Consider the following 19238-nt stretch of genomic DNA (forward strand, 5'->3'; position numbering starts at 1 on the left):
CGAGACGCTTCGCGTCGCTCAGCGTCTCGCTACCCGGGAGCTTCAAACCGGTGTCGGCCCAACGTCCGCCGATGGGAAACGCAGACCTCCGTTCACTCGCGGTCATCGAAGACGTCCCGTTCGACGACCTCGGTGACAGCATCGTCGCCGTCGACGCCCACAACTGGCTCTACCGGTATCTCACGACCACGGTGAAGTTCACCAGCGACCACAAGTACACCACCGCCGAGGGCGAGGAGGTGGCCAACCTCATCGGCGTCGTCCAGGGCCTGCCGAAGTTCTTCGAGCACGACCTGACCCCGGTGTTCGTCTTCGACGGCGCCGTGACAGACCTCAAGGACGACGAGGTACAGAAACGACGCGAGCAACGCGAGCGCTACGAGGACGAGCTGGCGGAGGCGCGCGAGGCCGGGGACGCAGTACGGGCGGCGAAGCTGGACTCGCGGACGCAGCGGCTCACCCCGACCATCGTCGAGACGACTCGCGAGCTGCTCTCGCTGCTGGACGTCCCCGTCGTCGACGCACCGGCCGAAGGCGAGGGGCAGGCCGCCTACATGGCCCGCAAGGGCGACGTGGACTACACGGGCACGGAGGACTACGACGCGCTCCTGTTCGGGTCGCCCTACACCCTGCGCCAGCTCACCTCCAAAGGTGACCCGGAGCTGATGGACTTCGAGGCGACGCTAGAGCGCCACGACCTCACCTGGGAGCAACTCGTCGACGCGGCCATCCTGATGGGGACGGACTTCAACGAGGGCATCTCCGGTATCGGTCCCAAGACTGCGGTGACGGCGCTGCGCGAGCACGGTGACCTCTACGGGGTCCTCGAATCGCGCGGCGAACACATCGAGCACGCGGACCGGCTCCGCGACCTGTTTCTCGACCCCGCGGTCACCGACGACTACAGCGTCCGGACCGACCTGGACCCCGACGTCGCCGCCGCCCGCCGGTTCGTCACCGAGGAGTGGGAGGTCGACGCCGACGAGGTCGCACGCGGGTTCGAGCGCATCGAGGAGTCGCTGGTCCAGACCGGCCTCGACCGCTGGACCTGACCACGCAGACCGCCGGCAGGAGCGATAAGTCGACCTTACTCGCGGCTTTCGTCGTTCGGTTTCAGGCTCGCTGACGCAAACTATCTAGTGGGCACCGGGCCGGGACGGTATACACATAGCGATTGCTCCTATTGGCCCGTAGGTGCTCTACTCGGGTAATGAGCGACGCAGTGTACCTGGTGCAGAACAACGGCGAAACCCGAATCGAACTCGACGAAGAGAGTTATGACCGCATTATCGACAGCCCGCGGGCGACCGTCATCGGCCACCGCCGAAACGGCCCCATCGTCAAGATTCGGTAACGACGTCTTACCGACGGGATGCGGCTCGACCGGTCGCGAGTCACCTCACGACTGGTCGCCGAGCTGGTCCCTGAGTTGCTCCATCTGTTGCTGGAGCCGGTCGATCTGTTCCTCGACCTGGCCCTCCGCTTCCTCCTGCATGGTCTCCAGCTGGCGCTCCGTCTCGTCGAGGAACGAGAGCGTCTGTGACTCGAAGTCCTCGTGGGCGGCGAGCAGCGTGTCCATCTGCCTGTCGACCGTCTCGAGATACGACTCCGAGGCGCCTTCGACGCCCTCGACCCCGGACTCGGCAGCCTCGATGGCCTGCTGGCCGGCCTCGCTCGCCGCGTCGAACTGCTCGTCGATGGCATCTCTGACCTGTTCGAGGCCCGTCGCCGATCCGGGCACGAGTTGCTCGATCGCGTCGAGCGTCTGGTGGAGCGTCTCGCGCGTGGTCTCGGCGCCGCGGTCGTTCAGGTCCGCCCCGTGTTCGAGCCCCGTCAGCACCGCACGGTTGAGCTCGCGCTGGAACTCGAGGCTGTGTGTGAGCGCACGCTGGCTCCCTTCGATCGCCTGACGCTGGAGTTCGAACGCCGAGCGGAACGGGTTCTTGTCGTCCGTCATAGATGGACGTATCGACGCGATATCATATCAACCCTCGCCCGGCCACAGTCCGATGCCGCGTCCCGTTCAGAAAGCGCGGTCGTGGACGCTCAGACCGCGGGTTCGATCTTCTTGACCGTGTCCATGTTCCGGTTCCGGACGGCCTCACCGGTCCTCGAGTCGAAGACGTGGATGGCCTCTTCGGGGAACCGGACGGTGACCTCGTCGCCCGCCGCGATACTGTGCATCCCGCTCACGGTGGCGATGAACGACTCGTCGCCCGCCTCGAAGTGGAGGTGGACCGTGTTCTCGTTCCCCCGGGGCTCGATAACGTCGACGACGGCGTCGTAATCGTGGTCGCCAGTGTTCTCTGGGACGACTTCGACGTCCTCGGGCCTGATGCCCAGCGTGAGGTCCGTCTTCTCACCGAGGCTGTCGGCGACTGACGCCGACAGCGGGTACTCGAAGCCGTCGGCAGCGAGCGTCCTGCCCTCCCGGGTCACGTCGAAGAAGTTCATCGCCGGTTCGCCGATGAACCCGGCGACGAAGAGGTTGTTCGGTTCGTGGTAACACTCCAGCGGCGTCGCGGCCTGCTGGAGTCTCCCGCCGTCGAGGATGGCGATGCGGTCGGACATCGTCATCGCCTCGGTCTGGTCGTGGGTGACGTACACCGTCGTCACGTCCAGGTCCTCCTGGAGGTGCTGGAGCTCGGTTCGCATGTCAGCACGGAGCTTGGCGTCGAGATTCGCCAGGGGCTCGTCCATCAGGAACACTTCGGGGTCCCGGACGATGGCCCGGCCCAGTGCGACACGCTGCTGTTGCCCACCGGAGAGCTCGCCCGGCTTGCGGTCGACGAGGTCGTCGATGCCGAGCAGGTCGGCGGCCTCGTCGACCCGCTCTCGAATCTCGTCGTCGGACATGTCGGTCGACTGTTCCAGCCCGAAGCCCATGTTCCGCCGGATGGACATGTGCGGGTACAACGCGTAGGACTGGAACACCATCGCGACGTCGCGCTGGGCCGGCGGCTGGTCGTTGATGACCTGGCCGCCGAGCCGAATCTCGCCGCTCGTGATGTCCTCGAGTCCGGCTATCATCCGCAGGGTCGTCGATTTCCCACAGCCCGAGGGCCCGACGACACAGAGGAACTCGCCGTCCTCGATGTCGACCGAGACCTCGTCGACCGCGCGAATCTCGCCCTCGTCGTCGTCGTAGAATATCTTCGTGATTTCGTCGAGTGTCAGTTGTGCCATTGTCAGATCACTCCGCGACTCCTTTCGCGAACTGTTCGCCGAAGAAGATGTACACGAGCAGGGTCGGCAGCGCCGCGATGATGGCGCCGGCCATCGTCAGCGTGAAGTCCTGCTGGACCCCGCCGGTCAATCGGACCAGGCGCTGGGTCGCGACCTGCGTGTTCGGGTCGTTCAGCAGGACGAGCGCGAACAGCAGGTCGTTGTACACCTGCGTGAACTGGTAGATGAGCGTCACCGCGAACATCGGCAGCGACAGCGGGAAGATGATGTTCTTGTAGATACTGAACGCCGTCGCGCCGTCGAGGCGCGCGGCCTCTATCATCTCGTCGGAGATGGCCTGGTAGTACGACCGGAACAGCAGCGTCGTGATGGGGATCCCGTAGGCCGCGTGCGTGATGGTCAGCTGGATGAGCTGGATGTCGCCGCTGCGCGGGTACGCCCAGTTACCGCCCGTGACGAACCCGAACACGGTGTTGACGAAGCCGGTGACGAGGTCGGGCCAGATCTGGAACCAGAACGTCGTCAGCGGGACGAGCACCGCCTGGTACGGGATGAAGATGCCCGCGATGATGAGCACGACGACGCCCACCTGGCCGCGCCAGTCGATGGTCGTCAGCCCGTAGGCCGCGAGGCTCCCGAACAGCGCCGAGAGGATGGTCGCGGGCACGGCCATCAGCATCGAGTCGATCAGTCCGGGCCGCAGCGTCTCCCACGCGTTGAGGGCCGAACTGACCGAGAAGCCGTCGCCCAGCGGTGGGACGTACGGCGCCGTCGCGGTGAACGCCTGCTGGGTCTTGAACATCGTCGCCACGGCCGTCTCGACTGGGACGAGGTAGAAGGCGATTCCGCCGAGCAAGACGAGATACAGCCCGATGCGGCGGGCCTCCATCTCCCGGAGCGTCTGAATCGGGTTGCTGCTCGACGTGCTCATAGTTCACCTCGCTTGTACTCGCTGTAGAGATACGGCGCGATGATGAGCAGCGCCAGGACGAACAGGACGATGGCGATGGCCGACCCGTACGCCCACTCGTTGCCGCCGGTGAACGCCTCGCGGTACATCATCGTCGCGAGGATGTCCAGGTTCGCGCCCGGCTGGTCGCCCCGAAGGGCGAAGATGAAGTCGAACGCCTTCAGCGCGAACACCATCAGCACGACGGAGGCGGATACCGCCGAGGCCCGCAGCTGTGGGATGATGACGCGCATGTACATCCGAATCGTCGAGGCCCCGTCGACGCGGGCGGCCTCGTAGTGCTCGGTCGGGATGGCCCGTAGCCCCGCCAGGAAGACGACCATCGCGTAGCCGCTGAACTGCCAGAGCAGGGCGAAGATGACCGCCGGGAGCGCCGTCGTGTTCCACGAGAGCCACTGGAGCACCGTCGCGTTGATGGCCTCCGGTTTCAGGAGCGTGACGAGCACTCCCTCGAGGTTCAACACCCGCAGGAACGTGTTGAGCACGCCGTTGCGGGCGTTGTACATCCAGGCCCACATCGTCGCCGTGACGACGAAGGAGAGCGACATCGGGAGCAGGTATATCGTCCGGAAGGTGTTCTCGAAGCGGATCTGCTGGTCGATGAGTATCGCCGCCAGCAGCCCCACGACGAGACAGAGCAGCGTGAACACCACCAGCAACACGACGGTGTTCTGTGTGGCCTGCCAGAACGCGCCGTCCTGGAGCAACCGGCCGTACATCTCGAGGTCGAGGTCGGAGTAGTCGGCGCCGGAGAGTGACAGCCCCTCCCAGTCGGTCAGCGAGATGATCGCGTTCCAGAAGATGGCGCCGTAGACGAAAAAGCCCGCCAGGACGACCGGTGGGAGCCAGAACGGCGACGACTCGATGAGCTCCCACTCCACCGGGAGCGCGTCGCGCAGCGACCCCCCTCGCCCCTCGCCGACCGCCGTCCCGCCGTCTGTCGCGACCTCTCTGTCGGCCGATTCGGTGCTGCCTACGGCTGACCGGAGTCTGTCCCGGGCAGTTCGGAGTCTGGTAAGTATCTCACGCATGGTTGTGTCAGTCACGCGGCAGTGTCGTCGGGGACTCCCGCCTCGACGCCCGCGCCGTGGCCCGTCGGTGTGCCAGTCCGACGGTCGGCCCGCAGTCGGTCTCGATAGCGGCCCGACACCGTGTCAGTCGTGACGTGCGACGCGTCGTCGGCGGGTCCCTGTCGGCCCGTCACCCCGCGTGTGGGCGGCGGGCAGTCCGTTCGAGGCCACGTCGGTCGTGTCTGCTGGTGGCCCGTTCGACGGTCAGCCGGGCGCCGACGGTTCCGACTGCCCGTCCGAGCGGCCGGAACGACCCGACGGCGGCGGCGTCTGCGGTGGGTCTCACCGTGGCTTCGAACCCACCGTAAATCGAGACACCTGACACTTAATGATTGCGAATAGCAATGCACGGCGAACCGGGCCTGAGGCGCCCGAATTTGGCGGTTCTGTACTCGAAAAATCGTCGTTCTTCGCGTTCGGGGCGACGACTGGTCACGGTCGTTCACCGCGGTATCGGCCCCGGCCCGACCGGTCGACCGGTGGCTTTTACGACCCCGCAATCGACCCTCCAGCTGTATGACCGACGAGTTCCGCACCGAACAGGACAGCCTCGGTGAGATGCAGGTCCCCGCGGACGCCTACTGGGGGGCCCAGACGCAGCGCGCGGTCGAGAACTTCCCCATCAGCGACGTGACGTTCGGTCGCCGGTTCATCCGCGCGCTCGGCGTGGTGAAGAAGGCGGCCGCACAGGCCAACCGCGACCTGGAGGCGATTCCCGCGGACAAGGCCGACTGCATCGTCGAGGCCGCAGACGAGGTCATCGCCGGCGACCACGACGACCAGTTCCCGGTCGACGTCTTCCAGACCGGCTCGGGCACCTCCTCGAACATGAACGCCAACGAGGTCATCGCCAACCGCGCGACCGAACTGTACGGCGGCGAGATCGGCACGCGGGAGATTCATCCGAACGACCACGTCAACTTCGGCCAGTCGAGCAACGACGTCATCCCGACGGCGATGCACGTCGCCGCGCTCGAGGCCGTCGAGAAGGACGTCCTCCCCGGCCTGAAGGTCCTGCGCGACGAACTCGCCGCGAAAGAGGAGGCGTTCGACGACGTCGTCAAGACCGGTCGCACGCACCTCCAGGACGCGACGCCCATCACGCTCGGCCAGGAGTTCTCCGGCTACCGGACCCAGATCGAGAAAGGTATCTCCCGTGTCCAGGATACGCAGGGGCGACTCTCCGAACTCGCCCTCGGTGGCACCGCCGTCGGGACGGGGCTCAACACGCTGCCCGAGTTCCCCGCGAAGGCGGCCGAGTACATCAGCGAGGAGACCGGCGTCGACTTCCGGGAGGCCGACAACCACTTCGAGGCGCAGGCCGCCCACGACGCGATGTCCGAGGCCCACGGCGCGCTCCGGACCGTTGCCGGCTCGATGAACAAGATCGCCAACGACCTCCGCCTGCTCGCCTCGGGGCCGCGGAACGGTCTCGGCGAGATCGACCAGCCGGAGAACCAGCCCGGCTCGTCCATCATGCCCGGGAAGATAAACCCGGTCGTCGCCGAGTCCGTCAACCAGATTCACAAGCAGGTCGTCGGCAACGACGCCGCCGTCTCGGCCGGGGCCGCGGAGGGACAGATCGACCTCAACCTCTACAAGCCCATCCTCGCCTCGAACTTCCTGCAGTCGGCCCGTCTCATCGCCAACGGGAGCGAGGTGTTCGGCGAGAAGTTCGTCGCGAAACTCGAGGCCGACGCGGACCACTGCGCGGAGCGCGTCGAGCAGAGCATGGCGCTGGCGACGGCGCTCAACCCGGCAATCGGCTACGACAAGGCCAGCAAGGTCGCGAAGCGGGCGCTCGCCGAGGACAAGACCATCCGCGAGGTCGTCCTCGAGGAAGGTTACCTCGACGAGGACGAGGTCGACGAGGTGCTCGATCCGGTGAAGATGACCAAGCGCGGCGTGCTCGGCGACGAGTAGGCGACGCACACCATTCGCACCGAACCGACCACTGTTCGGACGACGTTTACTCACCGCCAGTACGGTTGGTCGCGACCTGCCGGTCCGTCGCCTCGTCCAGCCAGGCCGGCGGTTCGACGGTCGTCTCGCCGACGTCCTCGTACCAGATTGTGTGTCGAATCTCTTCGCTCGGCGTCACGTACCGCACGTCGAGGCGGTGGACCAGGCCCGCCGAATCGACGAGCAACGAAACGCGGTACACCTCGCTCTCGCCGAGCAAAGAGGCCCAGGGCGGCTTCCCGCCGCTGCCGACGACGCGGAAGAACTGCGTTCCGTTCCGGACGACGGGGGTCGTCCACGTCTCGTTGGTCGACAGGTACTGGGAGACGTAGAAGGACCCCTCGAAGGCGAACTGGTCGCGGCCGAACCGTATCTCGCCGCCGCGGAACGTCCGGTTCTCACCGTCGTCGCGCCGTTCGTACCACAGCTGCCCATCGCCGTACGTCGACTGTCGGTAGATGCGCTCGCGGCCGTCGGAGAACGTCCGAACACGGTCGAGGTCGTGCCGGTACGTCCGGATGCCGGTGACGGAGGTCGTCTCGTTGCGTCGCACCGTCGTGGTGACGTTCCCGCGCGTGAGCGTCCCGACGTACCGCTCGTGCATCGTGTAGGACTGGTTCGTGAGCGCCTGCCGGTGGGCCGCCGAGAGTGTCGTCACGCTGCGGATACCCGCATCGGTGATGCCCGGCGGCGGAATCGGGTCCCTGGGCTCGGCGGTCGGGACCGGTGCCGGTGTGACGGCCTCGTCTGGGGCATCCCCGAACCCCGTGACGGAGGTACAGCCTGCAGTGACGGTGAGGATGGCGAGCGCGACCGTCAGGTGCCACCGCATACCACGGCATAGCTGCCAGACAGGCAAAAGGCGTCTGGTGGAAGGGTGCGTTTTTTGGCCCCCGGTCACGGACACGCTGACAATGACTGCCGCCGACTTCGACTACGAGGACCTGGGGCTCGTGGCCGGGCTGGAGATACACCAGCAACTGGACACCGCGACCAAGCTGTTCTGTAACTGTCCGACTGCCATTCGCGAGCCCGAGGCGTCCGACCGCTCGTTCACCCGATACCTCCACCCCACCAAGAGCGAACTCGGGGAGATAGACGAGGCCGCCTTGGAGGAGAGCATGGTCGACCGGGAGTTCGAGTACCTCGCCTACGACACGACCTGCCTGGTCGAGGAGGACGACGAGCCGCCACACCGCATCGACGCCGAGGCGATGGACACCACCCTCGAGATCGCGCAACTGCTCGACATGGACGTCGTCGACCATGTCAACGTCATGCGAAAAATAGTCGTCGACGGGTCCAACACGACGGGATTCCAGCGCTCGATGCTGGTCGGCAACGACGGCGAGATTCAGACCAGCGAGGGGTCGGTCGGCGTCGAAGACATCCTCTTAGAGGAGGAGTCCTGCCAACGCGTCGAAGAGACCGACACCGGCGTCCGCTTCTCGCTGGACCGACTGGGCATCCCGCTGGTCGAAATCGGCACGAAGCCGGACATCAGCACGCCTGAACAGGCCCGCGAGGCCGCCGAGCGCATCGGGATGTTGCTGCGCTCGACGGGGAAGGTCAAGCGGGGTCTCGGCACCATCCGCCAGGACGTCAACGTCTCCATCGCCGCGGGCGCCCGCATCGAACTGAAGGGCGTCCAGAGCCTCGACGACATCGAGGACCTGGTCCGCAACGAGGTCCGCCGTCAGGTCGAACTGCTCGACATCCGCGACGAACTCGACGACCGGGACGCTAGCGTCGGTGACCCGCAGGACGTCACCGACGTCTTCGCTGACACCGACTCCGGCGTCATCGAGGGCGCACTCTCCGCAGGCGGCCGGGTCCAGGCCGTCTTGCTCTCCGGGTTCGACGGGCTGGTGGGTCGGGAGATTCAGCCCGACCGTCGTCTCGGGACCGAACTGTCGGACCACGCCAAGCGCCACGGCGCCGGTGGTATCTTCCACACGGACGAGCTGCCGGCTTACGGCGTCACCGAGGCCGAGGTCGACGCGCTTCGCGAGGCGGTCGGTGCCGGGCCCGAGGACGCCGTCGCTATCGTCGCCGACGACCCTGAGACGGCTGAACTCGCCATCGATGCTGTCGTCGAACGCGCCGAGACAGCACTGGCGGGCGTGCCAGAGGAGACCCGCGACGCGACTGCCGAGGCCACCTCTCGCTACCTCCGGCCGCTCCCCGGCGCGGCCCGGATGTACCCCGAGACGGACGTCCCGCCGGTCGAGCCCGACCCGAGCGACGTCGAGACGCCCGAACTGCTGACCGAGAAGGTCGAGCGCTACCAGGCCGACCACGGCTTGGACGAGGGGCTGGCACGACAGGTCGCCTACGGGCAGCGCTGGCCGCTGTTCGAGTCGGTCGTCGCCGACGGCGTCGACGCCACGCTGGCAGCCGGTGTCCTGGAGTCGACGCTGACGGAACTCAGGCGCGACGACGTCCCCGTCGAGGCCCTGACCGACGCCCATCTCGGAGACACGCTACGGCTGGTCGACGGCGGCGACGTGCCCCGGGAGGGCGTCGAGGACCTCCTCACCGCGCTCGCAGAGGACCCCTCGCTGTCGGCCACGGAAGCCGTCGAGCAGGAGGATCTGGGTGGCGTCGACGAGTCGGAGGTCCGCGAGGCAATCGTCGAGGTCGTCGAGCGAAACGCCGACCAGGTGGAGGCGGAGGGGATGGGTGCCTTCTCCGCGCTGATGGGCGAGTGCATGGGTGCGCTCCGCGGGAAGGCCGACGGCGACGTGGTGAGCGACGTGCTCCGCGAGGAGATACAGAAACGGGCCTGAACGGACGAAACCGACCACCCGGGGACCGCGCAGGCGATATCTTTCTATCCCCGGGGGGTGTAACTCGGGTATGTACGACGTAGGTGATCTGCTACCAGTCGACGGCCTCGACCCGGGGTCGACGCTCCTGGTGGTCGGACCGCCGATGACCGGGAAGCGATTCCTCGGCATGCGACTCCTCGAACTCGGGCTCGACGACGACGAGGGAGTTGCGCTCATCTCGACCGACTCCAGCGCGGGGGACGTCCGGGAGATGATGGCACAGATTCACGGCGCGTCCGTCGACTCGCTCCCGTTCGGCATCGTCGACTGCGTCGGGGAAATGCAGAGCCGCGACGCACTCGGCCCGCTCGACCACCGCGTGGGCTCGCCCGCCGACCTCACCGGCATCGGGATGGAACTGACCGACCTCTTAGAGTCGCTGTACACGGACCACTCGACCCGGCTCCGGCTCGGCCTCTTCTCGCTGACGACGATGTCGATGTACGCCTCGGTCGAGCAGGTCGTCCGCTTCCTGCACGTCCTCGGCAACCGGGTCTCGGAGGCCGACGGCGTGGGGTTCGTCGTCGCCCACTCGGACACGATGGACGACGAGGTCCTCAATCAGCTCCGGTCGTTCGTCGACGGCGTCGTCGAGGTACGAGAGGAGGACGCGACGACCGAGCTCAGGGTCCTCGGCGTCGACCCCGAACCCACCGACTGGGTCCCGTTCAGCAGCACCCTCGAGCGGACGGGGCCGGTTTCCGAGGCGCAGTCCGGTGGACTCGCCGCTGTCGACGTCCCGGAGTCCCTGCGAGCGGTGATGGACGAGGTCCAGATGGGACGACCCACGCTGACGATCTGCAACTACGACCAGTCGCCGGACACTCTCTCGGACATCGAGCGGTACTTCGACCGCCACAACGTGGCCGTCCAGGAGGCGTCACTCGACGTCGACCAACCGAGCTCGTTCGCGTTGCTCCACCACGGCGACGACCTGCTGGCCTCCGAGAACGTCCAGTCGCTGCGGAACACTATCGAGATCGACTCCGCGGAGACCGAGGCCTTCGCCGAGCGCCAGTCGTCTGGCCTGTTGACCAGGCTCGAGGAGTCCGTCTTCGGCGCGTCGGCCGCGAACAAGTCGCTGCTCATCGACGTCAGCCACAACATCGAGATGCTGGCCCAGCGCAACGGTGGCGGCCGGCTGCACGCGGGCTTCCAGCAGTTCTCCCGGCTCGCGGACGACGACCGGAGCGCGCGCATCTACCGGAAACTCTCCGAGGCCGGGACCGACGTGCACGTCTACGGCGTCCCGGACGCCGAACTAGACTTCGAGGGCGTGGTCGCCCACGGCCACGACGCGCCGGAAATCGCCAACTCGTGGTTCGTCGTCTACGACGGCAACGGCAACCCGGACCAGCAGGCTGCGCTGCTCGCCTTCGAAGCGGGCGACAGCAACGAGTACAACGGGTTCTGGACGTACGAGGGTGACATCGCCCGGCGACTCGACGCCTACCTGACGGAGACCTACGTCGACGTCGCGTCCGAAGCGGACATCGCCACCGACTGAACGGTCACTCCTCGTGGTTCAGACGGTGACGCGCCTTTCTGAGGAGGCCCCTGAGCGTCGTCGCCTCCCGGCCGGTCGGCTGTGCGCGGCCGAGCAGGCGGCGGAACATCCGACGGGCCTTCGGTCGTTTCTCCGCCGGATGCCCGACGGCCTCGACGAAGCCGGCGAACTCCTCGTGGAGCCCCTCGATCGCCTGTTCGTCGGCTCGCGTGTGGAGTGTGTCCGGGTGCTGGTCGCGCTCGACGGTGAGCTCGCGGAGTTCGTAGAGGACGATGGTCGCCGCCTGGCCGAGGTTCAACACCGGGTAGTCGCTGCTGGCGGGAATCGAGCAGATCTCGTCCAGTCGCGCGAGTTCGTCGTTCGTCAGCCCCACGCGCTCGCGGCCGAAGACGACGCAGGTGTCGCTCTCGACGTCGCGCAGCGAGTCAGCCAGCTCGGCGGGCGTCTTCGCGGGGTACCTGACGTGGTTCGCGTCGTCCTCGTTCGGGACGGCCGTGCAGGCGACGGTGTGGTAGTTCTCGACCAGGTGGTCGAACGTGACCGTTTGGGCGCCCGGGAGAATGTCCTCGCGGGCCTGTCCAGCAAAGCCGTACGCCTCGCCGTCGGGGTCCAGTGCCGGCGGGTCGACCAGCAGGAGGTCGGCGAGGCCGAAGTTCTTCATCGACCGGGCGATGGTGCCCACGTTGCCCGGCGTCTCTGCGTCGACCACGGCGACCGAAATCATACGTCGAGGTCGTCCAGATTCATGTCGATGGATTCGAGGTCCGACTCGTCCATCTGCTCGAGCTCCTCTTCGAGGCCGGGGATCGCCTCCGAGCGGTCCGGCGCGTCGGGGACGGCCGTCGGGTCCTCGTCGACGTGTTCCATCCCAGCGTAGCCCTCCGGTGCGCGGCCGCCATCGAGGAACCACTCGTGGAACGCCTCCTGCATCTCGGTGTCGCCGGCGTACTGGTCCCCACCGGCCTCGCGGAACCAGTAGAGGAAGTCCGGTTCGTGGTCCGAGCAGAGCACGACCTCGCCGAGCGGTTCGCCGTAGATGACCTCGGCGACGTTACACTGTTTGGGGTTCTCCCGGCCGATCGTGAGCCAGCAGGCGTCACACGGGTCGACCACCCGGTCGGCCAGCACGAGGATCCGCTGACGAGTGTCCGGTTCCATCGTCTTCAGTGGGCGGACGCGCCCGTTCGCGTCCAGCACGTCCGCGTCGAACCGCCAGCCCCGCAGTCCGATGCTCACCTTGTCCATACGCGGGGCTAGTCGGTTGCGAGACTAAAAGAGCGCGATGTGGCCGCCGGGTCAGCCCAGCAGTAGCTTCAGCCACTTGTTGTTCTGGACGAACGACAGCTGCTCGATGCGGCTGTCGAGCCCGAGGATGCGGCCGGAGCCGAACGCGCCGAGGCCGAACAGCAGGACGGCGTAGACGATGTGGTCGTCGACGACCCAGCCGTGAGCGACCGGGAGCCCGGCCATCAGGCCGCCCGTCAGTGACGCCATCCAGTAGAAGATCATCATCACGGCGCCCCAGAACGCGGCGAACCGGACCGCCGCGCCCAACAGTAGCGCGAGGCCGGCCAGCGTCAGGCCGAGCATGTTCAGCCAGTCGATGAGCGGGTTGCCGGCCATCGAGGCGAACAGGCCAGTGAAGGGGTTGCCGGCGGGAACCGCGTTCGCGAGGAAGCCCGCCGCCGTCCAGTTGTTCTCGGGGTTCCCGTCCATGTACGTGACGAGTTTCGTGATGCCGCCCTGGAACAGCGTCCAGCCCATCACGATGCGCATGAGGAACAGGGAGTAGCCGACCCAGTTCTCCGAGTAGTCGAACTGTACGTCTCGGCCAAGGATTTCTGACTGCAGGGTTTGTCTCGTTGCCATGTCTAGACGTTCGACAAGTCAGTATATTATTCTTTTTCCCGTTCTCGATTCCTGAGAAGAGAAGGTCTCCTGTCGAAAACAGTCGTAAGGAGCGCTATTGGGCGTGTTCTGTGGAGTAGCCTCAGATTATCAACGACACTCGAAACTCCGCCCTGCTCTCGCTGAATCGAGTTGTCACTCCTCTGCTGCGAGGTTCGACTGTCCGCGCCGCCGCCGACAGCCGTCAGACGCCTGACTTGCGACAGCCCCTTCCGACCGCCCGTATCAGACCGCTGGTAACTAACTCGAACGCTCAGGACAATCAGGTGGCAGTAAGAGAAAACTTATACCGGTGGCGTCGAAAACGTGGGATGAAAGCCGAAAGGGCACCCGGGTAGGGGTACACGGACGTGCCACTTCGGCTCAAAACTCACTTTATCGAGAGACAACCCTGGTAGCACCTGCTATGGAGTTCGCTACGTGGGAGCCGGTGTACGAATCGCTCCTCGACGACTTCGGATACCCGCGGGCCGGCGACGAACGCGCCCGTGACCGACTCGGCGCGCTCGTCGGTGACCAGCCGACGTACGACCCCGACGGGCTGTCTCTCGCCGGGTCGACGGTCGCCATCGCCGGCGCCGGGCCGTCGCTGGAGGCCGAAGCCGACGATGCGAGCGCCGCCGACGTCGTGCTCGCTGCCTCGACGGCGACCGACCGCCTCGAAGCCGTCGGCGTCGGCGTCGACTGCATGGTGACCGACCTGGACAAGAACCCCGAGACGGGGCGCCGGCTGACCACCTCGGGCCGTCCGGTCGTCGTCCACGCCCACGGCGACAACGTTCCGGCCGTCGAGCAGTGGGTTCCCGAGTACGACGCGGCGTTCGTCGTCCCGACGACCCAGGCCGCACCGACGGACCCGGTCCAGAACTTCGGCGGTTTCACCGACGGCGACCGGGCGGCGTTCCTCGCGGACCACTTCGGCGCGGCGCAGCTCGAGTTCGTCGGCTGGGACTTCGACGACAAGAGCGTCGACGCGGCGAAGCGGCACAAACTCCGGTGGGCCGAACGCCTCCTCCACTGGCTCGAACGGCGACGCGGCGAGCAGTTCGCCGTCCTCGACGGCCGGCGGGACGGTATCGACCCGCTGTGACTACGGCGCGAGGACGTCCATCGTCGCGTCGATGGTCTCGCGGTCCGCCGCCCGCGGGAACGAGACGTTGATAGCGTCGACACCGTCGATGGCCTCGAACCGCTCCAGTCGGTCGAGACACTCGTCTGGCGTGCCGGCGACGGCGATCTCGTCGAGCAACTCGTCGCTGATGGCGTCGATGGCGGCCTCCTGCTCGCCGGAGGCCCACTGCTGGGATATCTCGTAGGCCGTCTCCTCGTAGCCCTGTCTCGCGAGGGCGTCGCGGTAGAACGTCCCCATCCCACCGACGTAGAACGCGACGTGTTGCCGGGTGAGCTGGCGCGCCGTCTCGCGGTCGTCCAGCGCACAGCAGGGCAGCGACAGGGTCACTCGCTGGGCCGACCGGTCACGGTCGCCCATCTCTCCCCCGGTCTCGAAGTCATCGAGTCGTTCGCGGATGCCGTCGGTGGTCAGCATCAGCGCGTGCCAGCCGTCGGCGAATCGACCCGCCAGCTCGACGGATTTCGGTCCCATCCCACCCGCGTCGACCGGCGGTACGGGGTCCGGCGGGTCACACCGGAGTCGGAACCCCGACAGCTGGAAGATGTCGCCGTCGTAGTCCACCGTCTCGCCGGAGAGGACCTGTTTGACGATATCGAGCACTTCCCGGGTCTGCCTGAGCGGCCGTTCGAACGAAACACCGTGCCAGCCCTCGACGACGATGGGGCCCGACGGGCCGAGACCGACCCGGAGCCGTCCCTCGGCGACCTCCTGTAGCGTGGCGGCCGTCTGCCCGATGAGGGCCGGCGAGCGCGAGTAGACGTTGAGTATCGACGTGCCGATGCCGACCGTCTCGGTGTCCTTCGCGATGCTCGTCAGCGTCGTGATTGCGTCTCGGCCCCACGTCTCGGGCAACCAGACGCGCTCGTAGCCCAGGTCCTCGGCGCGCTGGCTCATCTCGATCAGCGTCTCGACCGACGGTTGGGCGGCCACCGGGAGGTAGACGTCGCGAACGGTCATCGTCGGCCCCTCGCCGCTGTAGCGTTCGACATGGGCCCTACTGTGGTCGGGTGTGGCATAAACCCACAGGCGCGCGGCAGGGCTGTCGTTCAAACGGGGTTCAACCGCTCCGGGGTTCTTTGTCGGTGGTCGGCGTACTCACTCTCATGTCGTTCGACCCCGACCGAGTCACCAAGATAACCTTCGACTCCTACAGCACCATCGTCGACGTCGAGGCCGCGGAGAAAGCGCTTCGGGACCGCGTCGACTACCCGACGCCGGTCTCCCGGCTCTGGCGCTCTCGCTCGCTCGCGTACACGTTCATCGCCAACGCCGTCGACGCGTACAAGCCGTTCTACGAGATGAACCGCGACGCACTCCAGTACGCACTCGACGCCCACGGCGTCGCCCTCTCGACCGAGGAGCGCGACGAGATTCTGGCGGTCTACCACGAACTCGACGTCTTCGAGGACGTCCGTGACGGGATGGACCGCCTGTACGACGCCGGCTACGACCTCTACGTCCTCTCGAACGGGAACCCGGCGATGCTCGAGTCGATGGTCGAACACGCGGGTATCGACGGCTTGCTGGAGGACACGATCAGCGCGGACGAGATTGGCACGTTCAAGCCCGACGCGGCCCTGTACCGCCACGGCGCGGCGCGGACGGGGACGCCAATCGACGAGATAGCCCACGTCACGGCGGGCTACTTCGACGTCTACGGCGCGATGCACGCGGGGATGCAGGGCGTCTGGGTCAACCGGGACGGCGGCCCGTGGGACGCCTTCGCCGGCGACCCCGACCAGACGATCGCCTCGTTCCACGACCTCGCCGACCAACTCGCGTGACCGGGTCAGTCAGTCCGCGTCGCCGTCGACGGCCTCCATGCGGGCCGCTCGTGCCGTCTCGACGACCGCCGCGGGCGAGAGGTCCACGTCCTCCCAGGCGGGGAGCCGCATGTCCGGTCCCGGTCGCTGGATGCCGGCGGCGTAGGCCTCGACCTGCTCGTACTCCGCTTCGGCGTCGTAGGTCAGGCTGTTGAACGAGGCGTCGGCCGCGTACTGGTCGACCAGCCGCTCGCCGGCGGCGCGGTACCGTTCGGTGAGCGTCTCGTACTCGGGGTCGACGCCAGCCTCTTCGACCGCGCGGAGCAATGCTGCGCCGACCTGCTCGGACATCGACGAGAGGCCGCCACGTCCGCCGACCGGTTTGTGGTCGTGCTGGTGGAGTCCGAGGTCGACCTGTGCCGAGCGTTCGGGACCAACCTGCGCGTACGTCTCGCCGAGCATCCCGATCTCCAGGCCCCACGCTCGCTGGGAGCGGATGCGGCGGGCGGCGTCGGCCGTGAAGGCGAACTCGCCAGCCAGCGGGTAGCGGAACGCCTCGAGGTAGCGGACGAACGGGTGCGCGTGTCGTTCCTCGAGTGCTCGAACGAGCGGGGCGATGAACAGGCGGACGAGCCGACCGTAGAGCTGCCCCCCTTCGACGCGGGCGTAGTACCCCTTGACGAACTCGTGGTCCATCGCAAGCGGGGCGAGGAGCCGTGGTACCGTCGACGCGGCGTACGTCGTCGCGTCGGCGTCGTGAACGGCGACGAAATCCGCCCGGTCGGCGGCGATCCCGAGGCCGAGCCAGACGTCCCGGCCCTTCCCCGTCGGGCCGCCGAGGTCGTGTTCTTCGAGCAGGCCGCTCAGCGCCGGGGCGTCACACCACACCGTGGTCACCTGCAGGTCGAACTGGGCGGCCCACTCGCGGAAGCCCGCGACAACCTCGGCGGGCGCTCGAAGGGGCACCACGACCTCTCCTGGTCCAGCCCGTTCGAGCGGGGCGAAGATGTACTCCGGCGTGACCGCCCCGACCGAGTCTCCCGCTATCGGGATGACCACGGCGCTGTCCGCCAGCGGTGCGTCGGGCGTCGGGTCCGTGAGGTCGTGCAGCGTCGTGACGTGTTCCTGTGCGTAGTCCATCGGTCAGTTCCGGAGGGCGTCGGTGACGGTCTCGAGCTCGCCCGCCGCCTCGAGATGGTCGGCGAGGTCGGACAGCGCGTCTCGGCGGCCGCCCAGCAGCAGGCTGCCGTCGCCGGCGCGGACGACGGCGCCCGTCTCCGCCGCTGCCGTGACGAGTCTGTCGGTCGCTTTGGCGTCGAGTCCCTGCACTTCGAACACCGACCCGACGAACGGCTCGCCGTCCCGCCGCTCGGAGCCGATTCGCTCCAGGTGACGTTCGACTTCGCGGCTCTCGCGGACGTCGAGTTCGCTCACGGTGACGTCGTCGCCGACGGTCTCCCGGCGCTCGGTGAACGCCGCGCCGATGGTCGCCGCGTCGACAGTCTCCGTCACGTCGTGGGTCCGGACGACGTGGGCGCCGCGCTCGACGGCCATCGACGTGGCCGCGAGACTTACCGGCAGTGCTTCGTCCGTCGAGCGGTCGGCCAGTTCCCGGAGGAAGTTCTTGCGGTTGATGGAGACCAGGATGGGGAGGCCGAACCCGCGGAACTCCCGGAGGCGGCGGAACGTCTCGCGGTCGTCCTCGGTGGTCTTGGCCTCGCTCCAGCCGCCGAACGCGGGGTCGACGATGGTCTTGTCGGTGAAGCCGTTCTGCGTGAGCGCCTCGTAGATGCGGTCGACGTAGTCCGCCTGCGCGGCCCATTCGGGGGACTTCGCGTCGGCCCAGTCGACGTCGTCGACGGCGCCGGGGCGCGTGAGGTCCGGGGGGCTCGCCATCTTGCCGACGGCCACGTCGTACTCGCGGCAGACGACCGGCATCTCGGAGTCGGCGAAGCCACAGATGTCGTTGACCATGTCGAAGCCGGCGTTCAGTGCGGCTTCGGCTACTTCGGCGTACCGCGTCTCGATGGAGAAGACTGCGTCGCCGCTGACTGACTGGATGGTCTCGACGGCCGTATCGAGGCGGTCGAGCTCCTCCTCGGCCGAGAGCACGTCCAGGCGCTTGTTCGCCGACTCCAGGCCGACGTCGACGATGTCTGCGCCTTCGCCGATGAGGGCCTCGTCGACGAACGCCGCGGCTTCGCCCGCGTCGTCGAAGACGGAGGGCTTGTAGGGCGACTCCTTACTGACGTTCAGCACTCCCATGATGCGCGGTGGCTGGTCGTCACCGATCTCGAGGCCGGCCGCGTCAACACGTCGCATGTCCTGCACGTAGGACTGGGTAAGGTAATCGTTGGCGGTTGCGGCGGCCTACTCGGCGGCGTCCGCTACTGGGCGAGGCTCTTCGTGGTGGTACTCGACGACGTCGAACGCCTCGAATCGCTCTCGGCCGGCCACCGTCCAGGCCGTCCCGAGGTAGGGGAACACCCGGCTCCCGGTCGCTTGCTCGGGCAGCTCGGAGACGAACGCGCGGTCGGCATAGGGGAGGAACATCGAGTAGACGTGCTGGCCGCCGATGACGTAGCCGACCGAGTCGTGGTCGGCGACCGCCTCCACCGCGTCGGGGACCGTCGAGACGAACGTCGCATTTTGCGCGTCGTACTCGCCGGGGCTCCGCGTGACGACGACCGGATGGGTCCCGCGAACGTCGGTCATCCCCGCCCACGTCTTGCGGCCCACGACGACCGGGTGGCCGGCGACCCGCTCCTTGTACTGGCGTTCGTCCGCGTCGTAGTGCCACAGGATTGTCTCCCCGTCGCCGATGACGCCGGTCTCGGCCACCCCGGCCACGAGCACGAGTTCGGGCATACCCGACGTAGGTATCGGCGACCTAAAGCCGCTGTCCTCGC

General features: G+C 67.2%; 20 protein-coding genes. 7 read left to right on the forward strand and 13 right to left on the reverse strand.

Going from position 1 to position 19238, the window contains the following annotated elements:
- Window positions 1-71 precede the first annotated feature (71 nt).
- Both fen and P1L41_RS09500 read left to right on the forward strand, forming a co-directional pair.
- Window positions 72-1052 carry a flap endonuclease-1 gene (gene fen, locus P1L41_RS09495; protein WP_276295493.1) on the forward strand — a complete coding sequence of 327 codons (981 nt, stop codon included), beginning with the start codon at window positions 72-74 and terminating at the stop codon, window positions 1050-1052.
- 158 nt (window positions 1053-1210) lie between these two features.
- Window positions 1211-1354: a hypothetical protein gene (locus P1L41_RS09500; RefSeq protein WP_276295494.1), complete on the forward strand. Its 144-nt coding sequence runs from the start codon at window positions 1211-1213 to the stop codon at window positions 1352-1354.
- Window positions 1355-1399: 45 nt separating this feature from the next.
- On the opposite strand, the gene P1L41_RS09505 is transcribed toward P1L41_RS09500, so the two are convergent.
- From P1L41_RS09505 to P1L41_RS09525, 5 genes are all read right to left on the reverse strand, one after another.
- A complete protein-coding gene (locus tag P1L41_RS09505) occupies window positions 1400-1957 on the reverse strand; it encodes a hypothetical protein (RefSeq protein WP_276295495.1) in 558 nt (185 codons plus the stop codon).
- 89 nt (window positions 1958-2046) lie between these two features.
- The gene (locus tag P1L41_RS09510; RefSeq protein WP_276295496.1) at window positions 2047-3186 is read right to left on the reverse strand and encodes an ABC transporter ATP-binding protein; all 1140 of its coding nucleotides are present in this window, start codon (window positions 3184-3186) and stop codon (window positions 2047-2049) included.
- Between the two features lie 7 nt (window positions 3187-3193).
- A complete protein-coding gene (locus P1L41_RS09515; RefSeq protein WP_276295497.1) occupies window positions 3194-4117 on the reverse strand; it encodes a carbohydrate ABC transporter permease in 924 nt (307 codons plus the stop codon).
- Window positions 4114-5187 carry a carbohydrate ABC transporter permease gene (locus P1L41_RS09520; protein WP_276298453.1) on the reverse strand — a complete coding sequence of 358 codons (1074 nt, stop codon included), beginning with the start codon at window positions 5185-5187 and terminating at the stop codon, window positions 4114-4116. Before P1L41_RS09520 ends, P1L41_RS09515 begins: the two co-directional genes overlap by 4 nt.
- Before the next feature lie 169 nt (window positions 5188-5356).
- Window positions 5357-5512, reverse strand: a complete 156-nt coding sequence (locus P1L41_RS09525) for a hypothetical protein (protein WP_276295498.1) — start codon at window positions 5510-5512, stop codon at window positions 5357-5359.
- A gap of 230 nt (window positions 5513-5742) precedes the next feature.
- On the opposite strand from P1L41_RS09525, the gene P1L41_RS09530 reads away from it, so the two are divergent.
- The gene (locus P1L41_RS09530; RefSeq protein WP_276295499.1) at window positions 5743-7149 is read left to right on the forward strand and encodes a class II fumarate hydratase; all 1407 of its coding nucleotides are present in this window, start codon (window positions 5743-5745) and stop codon (window positions 7147-7149) included.
- Between the two features lie 46 nt (window positions 7150-7195).
- Here P1L41_RS09530 and P1L41_RS09535 read toward each other — a convergent pair whose 3' ends face one another.
- Window positions 7196-8020, reverse strand: a complete 825-nt coding sequence (locus tag P1L41_RS09535) for a hypothetical protein (RefSeq protein WP_276295500.1) — start codon at window positions 8018-8020, stop codon at window positions 7196-7198.
- Between the two features lie 82 nt (window positions 8021-8102).
- On the opposite strand from P1L41_RS09535, the gene gatE reads away from it, so the two are divergent.
- Both gatE and P1L41_RS09545 read left to right on the forward strand, forming a co-directional pair.
- Complete coding sequence (gatE, locus tag P1L41_RS09540; RefSeq protein WP_276295501.1) at window positions 8103-9977, forward strand: Glu-tRNA(Gln) amidotransferase subunit GatE; 1875 nt, start codon at window positions 8103-8105, stop codon at window positions 9975-9977.
- A 70-nt stretch (window positions 9978-10047) separates the two neighbouring features.
- A complete protein-coding gene (locus P1L41_RS09545; protein WP_276295502.1) occupies window positions 10048-11526 on the forward strand; it encodes a DUF7504 family protein in 1479 nt (492 codons plus the stop codon).
- A gap of 4 nt (window positions 11527-11530) precedes the next feature.
- Here the strand turns inward: P1L41_RS09545 and P1L41_RS09550 are convergent, their stop codons facing one another.
- Genes P1L41_RS09550 through P1L41_RS09560 form a run of 3 tightly spaced genes read right to left on the reverse strand, consistent with a single transcriptional unit; the run spans window position 11531 to window position 13395 of the window.
- Window positions 11531-12250: an RNA methyltransferase gene (locus P1L41_RS09550; RefSeq protein WP_276295503.1), complete on the reverse strand. Its 720-nt coding sequence runs from the start codon at window positions 12248-12250 to the stop codon at window positions 11531-11533.
- The gene (locus tag P1L41_RS09555; protein ID WP_276295504.1) at window positions 12247-12771 is read right to left on the reverse strand and encodes a DUF8114 family protein; all 525 of its coding nucleotides are present in this window, start codon (window positions 12769-12771) and stop codon (window positions 12247-12249) included. Before P1L41_RS09555 ends, P1L41_RS09550 begins: the two co-directional genes overlap by 4 nt.
- Before the next feature lie 51 nt (window positions 12772-12822).
- Window positions 12823-13395 (reverse strand): DoxX family membrane protein, encoded by a 573-nt coding sequence (locus P1L41_RS09560; protein WP_276295505.1) that lies wholly within the window; start codon window positions 13393-13395, stop codon window positions 12823-12825.
- A 445-nt stretch (window positions 13396-13840) separates the two neighbouring features.
- Between P1L41_RS09560 and P1L41_RS09565 the strand changes: the two genes are divergently transcribed.
- Window positions 13841-14524, forward strand: a complete 684-nt coding sequence (locus P1L41_RS09565) for a 6-hydroxymethylpterin diphosphokinase MptE-like protein (RefSeq protein ID WP_276295506.1) — start codon at window positions 13841-13843, stop codon at window positions 14522-14524.
- Here the strand turns inward: P1L41_RS09565 and P1L41_RS09570 are convergent, their stop codons facing one another.
- On the reverse strand, window positions 14525-15523 hold the full coding sequence (locus P1L41_RS09570) for a TIGR04024 family LLM class F420-dependent oxidoreductase (protein WP_276295507.1): 999 nt from the start codon (window positions 15521-15523) through the stop codon (window positions 14525-14527).
- 146 nt (window positions 15524-15669) lie between these two features.
- Here P1L41_RS09570 and P1L41_RS09575 point away from each other — a divergent pair, with 146 nt between their 5' ends.
- A complete protein-coding gene (locus P1L41_RS09575) occupies window positions 15670-16350 on the forward strand; it encodes a haloacid dehalogenase type II (protein WP_276295508.1) in 681 nt (226 codons plus the stop codon).
- A gap of 9 nt (window positions 16351-16359) precedes the next feature.
- Here the strand turns inward: P1L41_RS09575 and P1L41_RS09580 are convergent, their stop codons facing one another.
- The 3 genes from P1L41_RS09580 to P1L41_RS09590 are packed head-to-tail and all read right to left on the reverse strand — an operon-like array spanning window position 16360 to window position 19197.
- On the reverse strand, window positions 16360-17469 hold the full coding sequence (locus P1L41_RS09580) for a glycosyltransferase family protein (protein ID WP_276295509.1): 1110 nt from the start codon (window positions 17467-17469) through the stop codon (window positions 16360-16362).
- A 3-nt stretch (window positions 17470-17472) separates the two neighbouring features.
- Complete coding sequence (gene folP, locus P1L41_RS09585) at window positions 17473-18651, reverse strand: dihydropteroate synthase (RefSeq protein ID WP_276295510.1); 1179 nt, start codon at window positions 18649-18651, stop codon at window positions 17473-17475.
- A 48-nt stretch (window positions 18652-18699) separates the two neighbouring features.
- Window positions 18700-19197 carry a dihydrofolate reductase gene (locus P1L41_RS09590; protein ID WP_276295511.1) on the reverse strand — a complete coding sequence of 166 codons (498 nt, stop codon included), beginning with the start codon at window positions 19195-19197 and terminating at the stop codon, window positions 18700-18702.
- Window positions 19198-19238: the final 41 nt, after the last annotated feature.

The organism is Haloarcula ordinaria (assembly GCF_029338275.1).
GTDB lineage: Archaea > Halobacteriota > Halobacteria > Halobacteriales > Haloarculaceae > Haloarcula > Haloarcula ordinaria.